Origin of the sequence: Buttiauxella sp. JUb87, assembly GCF_004361975.1 — a bacterium.
In the GTDB taxonomy this organism is placed as follows: domain Bacteria; phylum Pseudomonadota; class Gammaproteobacteria; order Enterobacterales; family Enterobacteriaceae; genus Buttiauxella; species Buttiauxella ferragutiae.
Genome location: NZ_SNVY01000001.1, coordinates 1,122,429 through 1,137,150 on the forward strand (window position 1 = coordinate 1,122,429; position 14,722 = coordinate 1,137,150).

Here is a 14,722-nt window from a genome sequence, read left to right on the forward strand (position 1 = left end):
TACAAAATAATAAGCGGGAGTCAGTCGGAAAATTTGGGCAGTGAGATGGTAAAACGAGTTGAAACCGCATCTGAAGCCACGCTAATTTTACCCTGGTGGACGGTAATAATAGATTTTACAATGGCCAGGCCAATCCCACTGCCCTCACTTTTTCTTTGCCTTGACGGGTCAACGCGATAAAAGCGATCAAACAATCGGTTGAGATGCTCTTCAGGTATAGGTGTTCCTGGGTTTTCAATAATCAGGTCAACCCATCTTTCGCGTTCATTAATATGCGCGGTGACGGTCATGTTGCCGGGAGTATAGCGAATCGCATTGGAGACAAGATTATTAATCACCCGGCGCAGCATCAGTGGGTCACCTTTGACTCTGGAAGCATCGCCGTTAATAGCAAGGCGGACGCCGCGCTCCTCAGCCCAGGCATCAAAAAACTCGAAGACTTTGCTGGTTTCATCCCTGAGGTCGAGCGTCACTTGTTCAGGAATGAGTTGGTTATTATCCGCCTGAGCCAGGAAGAGCATGTCGCTGGTCATCTTCGCCATGCGATTATATTCTTCGAGGTTAGAGTAAAGAACCTCTTTCAACTCATCATTACTTCTTGATTGGCTTAATAAAATTTCCGTCTGCGTCACCAGGTTGGTAATCGGCGTGCGTATTTCATGGGCGATGTCCGCAGAAAAATTAGCCTGGCGGATAAACACATCTTCTATCCGTTCAAGCATATGATTAAAAGAAATAACCAGTTGTTCAAGCTCAATCGGCACCCGGTCTGGCTCCAGTCTGACATCTAAGTTCTCAGAAGAAATGTCTTTTATTTTCATGCTGACATTTCTTAATGGCTGGTGCCCTTTATAAACTGCAAATAAAACAATGAGAACAATCAAAACACTGATTGCCAGGGCAATATAAATAAGGTCCACCTTTAGCGTATCAATGTAATGCTGGTGGTAGTCAAAGGACATTGCCGTCAATAAAATATAAGGCGCCTCATGGGTATTTTCAGATGTTTTAATGGGTGTTTCTATAATTCGGTAAATGGTGTTTTTATTCGCCATAGTAGAGTGTTTTTCATTTTCACTCATTTTCCCGGACCACAATAGTACCTTTCCTGCACCCGGATATTGTGAGGGAAGAATAGCACTCAGGTCGGCACCTTTAGACGAATGATAAAGAATATTATTATTCCCGTCACGAAGCAAAGCCGTAATATTCTGGTAACTGGTCAGGATGTCACTGAGCTTTTCTATTTTCTGCGCTTCACTTTTTTTCGGTTCTTTGATGATATTTTCCAGCACTGAACTGATTTGTTTCAGATCATAAACATCCCGCTCAGAAAAATGTTGTTCTACTGAATTTATCATCACCCAGGTAAAGATCAGAAAAGCGAGAATAGTCGAAAGACTAATAAATAAGGTCAACCTGACTGCCAGAGATAAAGGTCGACGTTTCGCGCTAATCTTCATCAGGCACCTCAAGAACATACCCGACACCGCGAACGGTCTGGATTAATTTAGGTTCAAAATCGTTATCAATTTTGGCGCGTAACCGCTTCACCGCAACATCAATGGCATTGGTATCACTGTCAAAATTCATGTCCCAAACCTGGGAGGCGATAAGAGAGCGCGGCAAGACTTCGCCCTGGTGGCGCAGAAAGAACTCCAGTAGTGTGAATTCTTTGCTGGTCAGCGTGATACGGCTTGCGCCACGGGTCACTTTCCTGGAAACCAAAAAAAGTGTCAGGTCGGCCACCTGAAACTGGCTTTCGGCGATTACTGTCGAGCCACGGCGTAACAGCGTCCTGACGCGAGCCAACAACTCTGCAAAAGCAAAAGGTTTTACCAGGTAGTCATCCGCGCCCAGCTCAAGACCTTTCACACGATGCTCAATGGTGCCTAAGGCGCTAAGCAGCAGGACCGGCATCCCTTTCTTCGCGGCCCGCAGCATGCGGACGATTTCCCAGCCATTCACGTCAGGAAGCATGATATCCAGTACCACCAGGTCGTAATCACCGGTCATCGCCAGATGGTAACCCGTCAAACCATTGTCTGCGAGATCAACGACGAAACCGGCCTCTTTCAAACCTTTGCACAGATATTCACCGGTTTTGGCCTCATCTTCGACGACTAATATTTTCACAACCTCTCCTCCCTTTCAGTGTGGTGGTGCCATTCTAGTGGGCAACAGGGCGAGATCAATGAGATAAGCGCAAAATGACAGCTTTGTCATTATCCTGTCACTCACCCAACAGAGTCGCTCCCGTAAAGTGTCTGCAGAATTTATCAGCCTGATGTAACCGGCTTGCAGGGACGAGAAGTGACATGTTCAAACTTAAGCTTTTAACACTGAGTACGTTATTCATTCTGACAGGGTGTATTTCGCTGGCACCCGATTATCAGCGCCCTGAAACGCCAGTCCCGCAGCGTTTCTCACTCTCGAAAAATGCACTGGTTCCGGCAACGGCCGGTTATCAGGACACCGGCTGGCGTAACTTCTTTGCCGATCCGCAGGCCATCAGGCTTATCGATACCGCACTGCAAAACAACCGAGATCTGCGGATGGCGGCGTTAAAAGTTCAGGAAGCCCGTGCGCAATACAATGTCACGGACGCCGACAGATACCCGCAGCTCAACGCCTCGGCAGAAACTACCTACAGTGGCGGGTTAAAAAGTGACAGTTCCACTGACCAAAAATATGAAGCAGGTATGGCCCTTAGCTTTGAACTGGATTTCTTCGGCAAACTGAAAAACATGAGTGATGCCGACCGGCAAAAATTCTTTGCAAGTGAGGAAGCACAGCGGGCAGTGCATATTCTGCTGATTTCTAATGTTTCGCAGAGCTATTTCAACCAGCGACTGGCGGCTGAGCAATTGAATATTGCCCGAGAAACACTCCAGAATTACCAGCAATCTTATGCCTTTGTGGAAAAACAGCTTATCACCGGCAGTACTAACTTACTGGCGTTAGAACAATCTCGTGGCTTGATTGAAAGTACCCGTGCAGAAATCGCCAAAAGAGAAGGTGAACTGGCACAAGCGAACAATGCACTGCAACTGGTACTGGGAACTTATACCGCTCAACCTGATGACCAAATCCACAGCGACAAAGATATTAATCCGGTACAGCTTCCGCCGAATTTATCTTCTGAGATCTTGCTGCAAAGGCCCGATATTCTGGAAGCCGAACATCTGTTAAAAGCCTCCGATGCCGATATTGGTGCCGCCAGGGCCGCATTCTTCCCTTCTATTTCATTGACGGGTGGGGTTTCAGGCAGCAGTACCGAGCTTTCAAGCCTGTTTAATCCTGCCAGTGGGATGTGGAATTTCGTCCCGAAAATTGAAATTCCTATTTTCAATGCCGGGCGTAATAGTGCCAACCTTGAACTGGCAAAAATTCGCCAGCAGCAGTCTGTTGTCAATTACGAGCAAAAAATTCAGACCGCTTTTAAAGAAGTTGCTGATGCTCTTGCGCTGCGTGAAACCATCAGCCAACAAATTACGGCACAGCAACGTTATCTTGCCTCACTGCAAATCACGCTACAACGTGCCAAAGGGTTATATTCCAGCGGTGCCGTGAGTTATATCGAGGTACTCGATGCAGAGCGTTCACTATTTTCAACACAGCAATCATTACTCGACCTGAGATATTCTCAACAAGTTAATGAAATCACCTTGTTTACGGCTCTGGGTGGCGGCTGGACTCAATAATTATTTTCGTTTTGATATCAGAGGAATCATTAATATGCGTTCAATTAAAATTGCTTTATTTGGCATTTTCTCAGTTGCTATGGTTGCCGGAGTTCAGGCAGCAGAATCGCCCCAAAGCGATGCGGTTGCCACCCTTACCGCCGCACAACAGCAAGTGATTACGGCCAAGGGTGTCATCAAAGATATTGATACTAAAAACAAGAAAATTACGATTGCACATGAGGCTATTCCGGCAGTCAGTTGGCCAGCAATGACCATGCGATTTACCTTCAGCGAATTAGACGCCAATATTAAATCACTGAAAGCTGGGAATAATGTAAATTTTAGTTTTATTCAGCAAGGTAATACTTCTCTGCTTCAGGAAATTAAGGCTAATTAGTGAGGTTCACTTCAAAATGGTGGATGACGCTATCGCTTATCCACCCTACAAATCCCGCTTGCCATTTTATTTATCAGGAAGAAATATGGCTTCTTTAAAAATAAAAAATACTGCGCTTATTATCAGCAGTCTGATCGTCGGAGGGATAATATCCGTTGCTGCTTACCGCTATTTTGCTTCTGTCCCTAAAATGGCCACGCAATCGACCGAGCGTAAGGTGCTTTTTTGGTATGACCCAATGAAACCCGATACCAGGTTTGATAAGCCCGGGAAGTCGCCCTTTATGGATATGGATCTGGTGCCGAAATATGCCGATGAAGGTAGCAGCGAAAATAATCAGGGCATTCGTATCAATCCGGCACAAGTGCAAAATCTGGGGCTGAAAACTGAAAAAGTCCAAATGGGGCGCTTGACCTATTCCCAGACGATTCCCGCCAATGTCAGTTTTAACGAATACCAGTTTGTTATTGTACAAGCGCGTTCAGAGGGGTTTATTGAAAAAGTTTATCCGCTGACGATTGGCGATAAAGTAAAAAAAGGCACCCCGCTGGTGGATATTACGATCCCTGAATGGGTCGAGGCGCAGAGCGAATATCTATTACTGTCTGAAACCGGTGGCTCCGCGACACAACTCAAAGGTGTGCTCGAACGTCTTCGTCTGGCGGGGATGTCTGAAGAAGATATTCAGCGCTTACGCAGCACGCGTTCTATTCAGACCCGCTTCACGATTAAAGCGCCGATTGATGGCGTGATCACCGCGTTTGATCTGAGAACCGGGATGAACATTTCAAAAGATAAAGTGGTTGCCCAGATTCAGGGCATGGACCCGGTGTGGATTAGCGCCGCCGTCCCCGAATCTATCGTGTATCTGCTCAAAGAGTCCTCCCAGTTTGAGATTTCTGTCCCGGCTTACCCTGGCAAAACTTTCACCATCGAAAAATGGTTAATCCTGCCGAGCCTCGACCCGGCTACGCGAACCCTTCAAGTGCGCCTGCAAGTCGATAATAAAGATGAACAACTGAAACCCGGTATGAACGCCTACCTGAAGCTCAATACCCAAAGCCCGGAAATGTTGCTGATCCCTTCTCAGGCGGTTATCGACAATGGCCGTGAACAACGGGTGATTACCGTTGATCATGCAGGCCAGTTTGTGCCGAAGCAAATCAAAGTACTGCATGAATCCCAAAACCAGACGGGGATTGAATCGGGCCTGAGTGAAGGTGAATCCGTTGTTGTCGGTGGTCTGTTCCTGATTGACTCGGAAGCCAATATTAGCGGAGCGCTGGATCGTATGCGTCAGAGCAATGCTTCCGCCAACGCGCATCCAGAAAAGTAAGGAGACGAAGATGATTGAATGGATTATCAGGCGCTCTGTGGCTAACCGCTTTCTGATAATGATGGCGGCCCTGTTCCTGAGCATTTGGGGAACCTGGACCATTATCAACACGCCGGTAGACGCCTTACCTGACCTCTCGGACGTTCAGGTGATTATTAAGACCAGCTACCCAGGACAGGCGCCTGAGATTGTTGAAAACCAGGTGACTTACCCGCTGACCACCACCATGCTTTCAGTGCCTGGCGCCAAAACGGTGCGCGGTTTCTCGCAGTTTGGTGACTCATACGTCTACGTGATTTTCGAAGATGGCACCGATCTGTACTGGGCGCGTTCGCGGGTCATGGAGTACCTCAACCAGGTGCAGGCTAAGTTGCCTGCGGGCGTTAACACCGAGATTGGCCCTGATGCGACCGGCGTGGGCTGGGTGTTTGAGTACGCGCTGGTTGACCGCAGCGGTAAACATGATCTCGCCGAATTACGTTCACTTCAGGACTGGTTCCTGAAATATGAGTTAAAAACCATTCCTAATGTCGCGGAAGTGGCCTCGGTGGGCGGCGTGGTTAAGCAGTACCAAATCCAGATCAACCCAATGAAGCTGGCGCAATATGGCGTGACGCTGGGCGAGGTGAAAAATGCGCTTGGCTCTTCTAATCAGGAAGCCGGCGGTTCGTCCGTTGAGATGTCCGAAGCGGAGTACATGGTTCGTGCCAGTGGTTATCTGCAAAATATTGATGACTTCAATAATATCGTGCTGAAAACCGCCGAAAACGGCGTGCCGGTTTATTTAAGGGATGTGGCGCGCGTGCAGATTGGGCCAGAAATGCGCCGTGGCATTGCCGAGCTTAATGGTCAGGGAGAAGTTGCCGGAGGCGTGGTGCTGTTGCGCTCCGGAAAGAATGCGCGCGATGTTATTGCCGCGGTTAAAGACAAACTTGAGGTGCTGAAAAAAAGCCTGCCGGAAGGCGTAGAAGTGGTGACGACATATGACCGTAGCCAGTTGATTGACCGTTCAATTGAAAACCTCAGCCATAAATTGCTGGAAGAATTTATTGTTGTCGCCGTGGTCTGTGCCCTGTTCCTCTGGCACTTGCGTTCCGCGCTGGTCGCTATTATTTCGCTCCCGCTCGGGCTGTGTATTGCCTTTATCATCATGCACTTCCAGGGGCTGAACGCCAACATGATGTCGCTGGGCGGCATTGCGATTGCGGTGGGGGCGATGGTGGACGCCGCCATTGTGATGATAGAAAACGCGCATAAACGGCTTGAGGACTGGGGGCATAACCACGCGGGGAAAAGTATTGATAACGAAACGCGCTGGAAAGTGATTACCGATGCCTCCGTTGAAGTTGGCCCTGCCCTGTTTATCAGCCTGCTGATCATCACACTGTCGTTCATTCCGATTTTTACTCTGGAAGGGCAAGAAGGACGTTTATTCGGGCCTCTGGCCTTTACCAAAACCTATGCGATGGCCGGTTCCGCATTGCTGGCGATTATGGTCATTCCTATTCTGATGGGTTTTTGGATCAGAGGGAAAATCCCTGCGGAAAACAGTAATCCACTGAACCGCATGCTGATAAAGATGTATCACCCGTTTTTGCTCAAAGTCCTGCAATGGCCAAAATTAACGCTGCTGGTGGCGGTGTTATCAATAATCACCGTGATATGGCCGCTCAGCAAAGTAGGCGGTGAATTCCTGCCGAAAATTAACGAAGGCGATTTACTGTATATGCCCTCAACGCTGCCCGGTGTCTCTCCTGGCCAGGCGGCGCAAATCCTGCAAACCACCGACAAACTGATCAAAACAGTACCGGAAGTGGCTTCGGTGTTTGGTAAGTCTGGCAAAGCAGAAACGGCGACCGATTCCGCCCCGCTGGAAATGGTGGAAACCACCATTCAACTGAAGCCGCAAGATCAGTGGCGACCAGGGATGACCGTCGACAAAATCATTGAAGAGCTGGATGCCACGGTGCGCTTACCGGGGCTGGCGAATCTCTGGGTTCAGCCGATTCGCAACCGCATTGATATGTTGTCTACCGGCATCAAAAGCCCGATCGGTATCAAAGTCTCCGGCACCGATCTTACCGACCTGGATGAAACTGCACGGCGTATTGAAGTAGTCGCCAGAACGGTTCCTGGTGTGACTTCGGCACTGGCCGACCGCCTGGAAGGTGGGCGCTATATTGATGTGAAAATCAACCGCGAAAAAGCTTCACGCTATGGTATGACCGTGGGCGACGTTCAGCTGTTTATCTCCTCTGCCATCGGCGGTGCCACGGTGGGTGAAACGGTGGAAGGTGTGGCACGCTATCCAATCAACATTCGTTACCCGCAAGGCTTGCGCGATAGCCCGGAAACGCTGAAAAAATTGCCAATCCTCACGCCAATGAAACAGCAAATCACGCTCGGTGATGTGGCCGACGTCAGCGTCCTCTCTGGCCCGTCGATGCTCAAAACCGAGAACGCGCGCCCGACCAACTGGATTTACATTGATGCGCGTGGGCGTGACATGGTGTCGATTGTCGACGATCTGAAAAAGGTAATTGATGAAAAGGTGAAACTTAAACCGGGCACCAGCGTGTCGTATTCCGGGCAGTTTGAATTACTGGAACACGCCAACAAGAAACTGAAACTGATGGTGCCAATGACCCTCGTGATTATCTTTGTGTTGTTGTATCTGGCCTTCCGCCGCTTTGATGAAGCGTTACTGATTCTGATGAGCCTGCCGTTCGCTTTAGTGGGCGGTATTTGGTTCCTGTACTGGCAGGGGTTCCATATGTCAGTCGCCACTGGTACCGGTTTTATCGCCCTCGCTGGGGTTTCCGCGGAGTTTGGCGTGGTGATGCTGATGTACTTGCGCCAGGCTATTGAAGCGAATCCGCAACTCGCGCGCCCGGAAACGTTCACCAGCGAAGGGCTTGATGATGCGCTTTACCACGGTGCGGTGTTGCGCGTCCGGCCAAAAGCGATGACGGTGGCAGTGATTATTGCTGGCCTGTTACCTATTTTGTGGGGAACCGGAGCGGGGTCCGAAGTGATGAGCCGAATTGCGGCGCCAATGATCGGCGGGATGATTACCGCACCGTTGTTATCGATGTTTATCATTCCGGCGGCCTACAAATTAATCTGGCTACGCCGACACAAAAACTAACTGACTAAACGGCTCCCGGCTCCGGGAGCCAAATTCGCCAGTCAGTTTAAAATTGGTTATCATCCGCACCCACTCTTCATCCGGGTAGCCTGATGTCTACGATTATCGATACCTTTATTGCCCCGCCGTGCCATGACACGATCGAAAATCTCTATCAGGACGATCACCTGGTCATTATCAATAAACCCAGCGGGCTGCTCAGTCTGTCGGGGAAAAATCCGCAAAATCTCGATTCGGTGCATCATCGGCTGGTACAGATATTCGCAGGCTGCACCCTGGTACACCGCCTGGATTTCGGAACTTCAGGGCTGATGGTGATTGCCCGCAATAAAGCGATAAATGCCGCCCTCTGCCAACAATTCAGCCAGCGCACAGTGACCAAAGTTTACAGTGCGCTGCTGTGTGGGCATGTGGAGCACAACGAAGGAATGATAGACGCAGCGATTGCCAAAGACCCGGCGCTGTTCCCGCTGATGTCAATTTGCGCAATCCACGGCAAGCCAGCTCGCTCTTTCTATCAGGTCGTTGAGCGCTTTTATCATGAACTGGCAGACGGGACGTTACTGCCGTTGACGCGGGTACAGCTCACCCCCGAAACCGGGCGTACTCATCAACTCCGCATCCACTGCCAGCAATTGGGCCACCCTATTTTGGGTTGCGACCTGTATGGTGGCCGCCTGCTGCCAGGCACAGAACAAACACCTCGGCTAATGCTGCACGCCAGTGAGCTGCATTTTGTTCATCCCATTAGCGGGGAGTTGATCAAAGCCCATCACGCCAGCCCGTTCTAAAAGGGAAAGCTGATGGTATAGCGCAGCAGAACTTTTCGTATGGTTTGATTGATGAAATAGATGATTTCATCGTTTTATTTACTCGCTGAATATATCCGCCAGCAAAAGCGCAGAAAAAGTATTATGCTTCACTGAATGATTAAGAACTGTCTGCTTGATCATTCCGACAAATCATTCCCCGGATAAATTTGTGTCGTTCAGCACACGTTTCCTGGTAGTTATGTCAGAGATGAAATTATATTCACCCCAAGTGTATTTTGTGCGCTTGTCGGGATTGATTTGTCACGATGCAGGTTGGCTGCATTATCGCGATATACTGGAATCTGGTAACTTATGGTTATTAATTTGTCCCGTCCTGCCTCGCTAACACCTAAAGCATTTCGCCATGATGTCAATGGGCTGCGAGCCTGGTCAGTATTAGCAGTCGTATTTTATCACTTTGGTATACCTGGATTTGGCGGCGGTTTTGCCGGGGTTGATGTATTTTTTGTCATCTCTGGATTCTTGATGACGGCCATCATCATAAACGGGCTGGAACTCAGTAAGTTTTCACTGTGGGCTTTTTATCTGGCGCGAGCCCGACGGATTATTCCGGCTTTAATAGTGTTATGCGTGGTGTTGCTCATTATTGGCTGGTTATGGTTGCCCACGGCAGATTATCGCGTACTGGCGGCCAATGCTGTAACGGCGTTAACCTTTGTCTCCAATCTAAAGTTCTGGCGTGAAGCGGGTTATTTCGATATTGCTTCCCACGAAAATTGGTTGCTACACACCTGGTCACTCTCGCTGGAGTGGCAATTTTATATTTTGCTGCCACTGGGCTGCATATTAATTTGGCGTTGGTTTGGTCGTCGTGGAGTTAAGTTTGCGCTGATTGCCGCAGGAGTGTTGTCGCTGGCGCTCTCGTTTTACGCCAGCCCACGGTTACCCGGGAGCGCATTCTATTTATTACCCACGCGCGCCTGGGAAATGTTAGCCGGTAGTTTGGTGTGGTGGCTAACTCGCCAACATTCCATGCCGCAGCAACTTGCCCGCGTGTTAGAGTTTATCGGTTTTATATTAATTGCGCTGTCGGTGACATTATTTGATTCTTCCCGACCCTGGCCCGGTGTTTATGCCATGGTGCCAGTAATGGGTGCGATGTTAGTTTTAATTGCTAATCGCCAGCAGTCTATTTTTACATCCAATATCATCGCCCGCCAAATCGGCGCCAGTTCTTACTCTATTTACCTTTGGCATTGGCCCTTAGTGGTCGCGTTGACCTATGCCAGCAAGCAGTACCATCCTGGCTGGATTGTGGCGGGAATAATATTGAGTGTGTTACTGGGTAAGGCTTCTTTACTCCTGGTAGAAAACCCGGCCCGTAAAGTACTCGCTTCGGTATCGCCCGGTAAGCAAAATTGGGTATTAGGAGCGGCCGTGATGTGTGCCGTATTACTGGCTGTGGCGGCTCGTTATCAACAACTGGAGAACCGTATTAATCCGGCGATTGAAATGGCGATGACTCCGAAGCTTAACAACGCTTCCCGTATGCAAGATTGCCTTCTTACGCCTGGCGATGGTAGTGAGTCGCCGAAATGTAGTTATGGCGAAGGTGAACTAACAGCTATTGTATTAGGTGATAGCCATGCAGGTATGGTGGCTTCTGTTATTGCTGATGTTGCACCCGGCTCTGTTATTGAGATGGATTATGCCAGTTGCCCGACTGTATTAGATTTTAAACGAAGGGAAGATATTAATGATGATTGTAAAACTTTTAATGATAAAGCCATTCAATTACTAAATCACGAGTACAAAAACAAACTGGTCTTTATTGCCAACAGAAGTTCTCTTGCTCTCCTTGGGCAAAATGAAAAAGATGCTTTTTTTAATATCCCGATGGGATACTTTGACACCCCAAATGATCGACCAAACCCAAATTTAAATAAACAGTTTACAGCGCAATTAATAAAAACCATGTGTGCCATTGAAAACAGCCAAAGGGTATTTTTAGTTCGCCCAATCCCTGAGATGGCAATGGATGTTCCCAATACCATGGCCAGAGCGCTTATGTTTGGCAACCCCGCCCGCGATATATCTATTTCACTGAAAGAATATCAGCAACGTCAAAAGGTGATTTGGGATGCGCAAGATGAGGCCGCGATGCAGTGTGGGGTCAAAATTCTCGACCCTCTACCTTATCTTTGCCACAGTGGTCGTTGCTGGGGTAACCAGGGTGGTCAACCGCTCTACTCTGATGATAATCATCTAAGTGAGTTTGGAAGTCAGTTATTGATACCGATGTTCCGACAAGCATTTGAACCAGAGGAATATACCGAGCTGACTAAATCACCGGGGAATGGATAGATATGCCGATGAAGTCGATACCCATCCCATTGCAATAGGAGCTGCATCGTGACTGCGCCTAACCTCTGACATTCACAGTGTGCGTAGCGTCTCGGCTACATACTGTTGTTAGGCGCAATACCTGGTCTCATACCGGTTTGATGTTCTGATTCATCCGGAAGAGGTTCGTCGGGTCGTACTTATTCTTGAGTTCCACAAGTCGGTTGTAGGTTGCACCGTAAGCAAAAGCGATACGGTCGCTCTCCTCCTGGGTGAGGAAATTGATATACGCACCGCTGCTGGCAAACGGTTGTGACTTAGCGAAGAATTCGCGCGCCCAGGCGATGCAGTGTTCATCCTCGGCGGCTGACTCCCAGCGACCGTGCACATTCATCACGTAATTGGCATCCCGGCTTGAGTAGGCCATAGCATCGGGTGCGGCGCTTGCTGTCTGGCCTCCAATCGTCCCGATGAAAATCTCACACTGAGGTGATGGCAATCTGGCAGCGTACTCGATGATGGCATCGATAACGCCCTCACTGAGTTGCGAGAAGTTATGTGACTTCCAGTAATTGCGCGCCCCCTTCGACAATAGCGGGTCGAATGCCTGCTGCCAGGCGATATAAGGCTGTACTCCGATATGCTCGCCAAGCACCGTGCCGAACTCACGTAGCGGCTCGATAAGCTTCTCGCCCTCTTTAGGGTCGCCCACATAACACAGCGCCAGCGCGACCATCTCTTTCCCGTGAACGTCGTCGGGCAAGAACGGAAGTGGAGGCGCCTTACGCGTGACCATCCAAACATTGAGCTCTTCCGGCATCGTCTCGGTGAACCGGGCGAACTGCGAGATAACAAGTTTTGCCTGAGAGAACGGAAAGACGATAAGCCCACTCAGCACGTTCGGCCCAACGGGATGGAGCTGGAATTCGAAGCGAGTCACAACTCCGAAATTGCCACCCCCGCCCCGCAGCCCCCAAAAGAGATCCGCATTTTCTGTTTCGCTGGCATGAAGTTGGCTGCCATCTGCGGTGATAACCTCCGCGGAGACCAGATTATCTATAGTCATACCGTACTTGCGACTCAGCCAGCCGAAACCCCCACCGAGTGTCAGGCCGGCCACACCTGTGGTCGAGTTGATGCCCAGGGGCGTGGCAAGGCCATGTGCCTGCACTACCTCATCAAAGTCGCCCAGGGTGCAGCCTGGCTCGACGCTGGCCCTTCTGGTGGAGAGATCCACTTGCACTTTCTTCATCAGTGAGAGGTCGATCATCAAACCGTCGTCGCACACGGCATTGCCCGCGATGTTGTGCCCTCCTCCACGGATTGAAATGAGGAGATTTTGCGTTCGTCCAAATTCGATGGCCTGCATGACATCCTCAGGTGAGATGCAGCGTGCTATCAGTGCAGGTTTACGGTCGATCATGGCATTCCAGATCTGGCGAACCTCGTCGTAGCCAGCCTCGTCAGGAAGAATCACTTCCCCCAGAAAATGGCTTTTGAACTCGTCGATATTGACCTTTAGTAACTCCTTCATGATTGTCTCCTGGCTTTGAATAACCCTACTAATTATGGTTGATTTCCTGAGCACTGATGCTTTGGAGGGTATTTATTGGGAAGTGTTTTGCTCTGGCCTGAATCAGAGTCAACACCGGATTATTCATCTAGCTGAGACGGGATTTTCTTGATGGAATAGGTTTGATTTTGATAGCGCCTGATGGCGAATATTTGAACCCCCTAAGGGGCTGATATGAATGGCTGAGCAAAGCCTGCAAGATTAATTAAGCCGGATAAGCGTCGACGCCATCCGGCCTTGATTACAACAGGTTAACTGATACGTGCGAATCCGGCTTCCAGATCGGCAATCAGGTCGTCAATATCTTCCAGCCCAATATGCACTCTGATTAGCGTTCCGCTAAAATCGACATTTCCTGCAGGGCGAATACTGTTCAGCTCCTCCGGCTGATTCGCCAGAACTAACGACTCAAATCCACCCCAGGAATAGGCCATGTGGAACAATGAGAAGTTATCGAGGAAATTAGCCATCTGTTCGTCAGTCAGTCTCTTTTTCAGTACAAACGAGAACAGACCCGAGCTACCAGCAAAGTCACGCTGAAAATATTCATGGCCTGGACATTCAGGTAATGCAGGATGATTCACCCGAGCGACTTCCGGTCTTGCCGACAGCCAACGGGCGATATGAATACTGCTCTCCTGATGCTGTTTAAGACGCACCGCCAGCGTGCGTAATCCACGGCTACCGTTGTAAGCCGTGTCGGCGTCCAGCGTTTGTCCCATCAGATAGGAGTTCTCACGCAGACGATCCCAGCAACGGGCGTTAGAGACAGCCGTACCCAGCATGCCGTCTGAATGGCCAATGGTGTACTTAGTACCCGCCTGAATGGAAATATCCACCCCAAAATCCAGTGCTTTAAACAACACGCCCGCCGCCCAGGTATTATCGATCATGATGACGATCTCCGGATTCACCGCGCGGATTGCCTTCACCATCCCCGGTACGTCCTGGACTTCCATAGTGATTGAACTCGGCGACTCCAGGAACACCACCTTAGTTTCTGGGCGGAGAAGGTCAACAATGCCAGCGCCAATCAGTGGATTGTAATATGTGGTTTCAACGTTGAATTTACTCAGGATCTTATTACAGAAATCCTGGGTTGGTTCATAAGCCGCCCCCGTCATCAGAATATGGTCACCACTTTGTACAAATGCCAGAATCGCATTGGTTACCGCTGCTGCACCGCACGGATAAAGCGCGCAGCCCACGCCACCTTCCAGTTCGCTCATTGCCTGCTGAAAGGCAAAGTGCGTGTAGGTTCCGCGACGGCCGTAAAACAGTTCACCGTTAGCGCGATTGGCCGTAGCAAACTTTTTATCTTTCACGGTATCGAACACCAACGAAGAAGCGCGCTGGATAACTGGATTCACCGCCCCTTGGGTAAAACGTTTGTCGCGTCCGGCGACGACCAGTTGAGTTTCAAGCTTAATTGCGTCTTTCATAACATCTCCTGTTCTTTAATCCGT

Annotated in this window: 10 protein-coding genes; 6 read left to right on the forward strand and 4 right to left on the reverse strand. The window is 49.5% G+C overall.

Annotation, left to right across the window (positions count from 1 at the left end; translation table 11 throughout):
- Positions 1-20: 20 nt before the first annotated feature.
- Positions 21-1,463 (reverse strand): Cu(+)/Ag(+) sensor histidine kinase, encoded by a 1,443-nt coding sequence (locus tag EC843_RS05370; RefSeq protein ID WP_133521828.1) that lies wholly within the window; start codon positions 1,461-1,463, stop codon positions 21-23.
- Entirely contained in the window at positions 1,453-2,136 is a 684-nt protein-coding gene (locus EC843_RS05375; RefSeq protein WP_064545410.1) for a copper/silver response regulator transcription factor, read from the reverse strand. The genes EC843_RS05370 and EC843_RS05375 overlap by 11 nt, the downstream gene beginning before the upstream one ends.
- Before the next feature lie 182 nt (positions 2,137-2,318).
- On the opposite strand from EC843_RS05375, the gene EC843_RS05380 reads away from it, so the two are divergent.
- From EC843_RS05380 to EC843_RS05405, 6 genes are all read left to right on the forward strand, one after another.
- The gene (locus tag EC843_RS05380) at positions 2,319-3,704 is read left to right on the forward strand and encodes an efflux transporter outer membrane subunit (RefSeq protein WP_133521829.1); all 1,386 of its coding nucleotides are present in this window, start codon (positions 2,319-2,321) and stop codon (positions 3,702-3,704) included.
- Positions 3,705-3,738: 34 nt separating this feature from the next.
- Entirely contained in the window at positions 3,739-4,083 is a 345-nt protein-coding gene (gene cusF, locus EC843_RS05385) for a cation efflux system protein CusF (protein ID WP_133521830.1), read from the forward strand.
- An 85-nt stretch (positions 4,084-4,168) separates the two neighbouring features.
- On the forward strand, positions 4,169-5,419 hold the full coding sequence (locus tag EC843_RS05390; protein ID WP_133521831.1) for an efflux RND transporter periplasmic adaptor subunit: 1,251 nt from the start codon (positions 4,169-4,171) through the stop codon (positions 5,417-5,419).
- Positions 5,420-5,429: 10 nt separating this feature from the next.
- The gene (locus EC843_RS05395; protein WP_133521832.1) at positions 5,430-8,567 is read left to right on the forward strand and encodes a CusA/CzcA family heavy metal efflux RND transporter; all 3,138 of its coding nucleotides are present in this window, start codon (positions 5,430-5,432) and stop codon (positions 8,565-8,567) included.
- Between the two features lie 92 nt (positions 8,568-8,659).
- Positions 8,660-9,358, forward strand: a complete 699-nt coding sequence (locus tag EC843_RS05400) for an RluA family pseudouridine synthase (RefSeq protein WP_133521833.1) — start codon at positions 8,660-8,662, stop codon at positions 9,356-9,358.
- Between the two features lie 333 nt (positions 9,359-9,691).
- The gene (locus EC843_RS05405; protein WP_133521834.1) at positions 9,692-11,704 is read left to right on the forward strand and encodes an acyltransferase family protein; all 2,013 of its coding nucleotides are present in this window, start codon (positions 9,692-9,694) and stop codon (positions 11,702-11,704) included.
- 127 nt (positions 11,705-11,831) lie between these two features.
- Here EC843_RS05405 and EC843_RS05410 read toward each other — a convergent pair whose 3' ends face one another.
- Both EC843_RS05410 and metC read right to left on the reverse strand, forming a co-directional pair.
- Positions 11,832-13,217 carry an FAD-binding oxidoreductase gene (locus EC843_RS05410; protein ID WP_133521835.1) on the reverse strand — a complete coding sequence of 462 codons (1,386 nt, stop codon included), beginning with the start codon at positions 13,215-13,217 and terminating at the stop codon, positions 11,832-11,834.
- Between the two features lie 290 nt (positions 13,218-13,507).
- The gene (gene metC / locus EC843_RS05415) at positions 13,508-14,698 is read right to left on the reverse strand and encodes a cystathionine beta-lyase (protein WP_064545393.1); all 1,191 of its coding nucleotides are present in this window, start codon (positions 14,696-14,698) and stop codon (positions 13,508-13,510) included.
- Positions 14,699-14,722 lie beyond the last annotated feature (24 nt).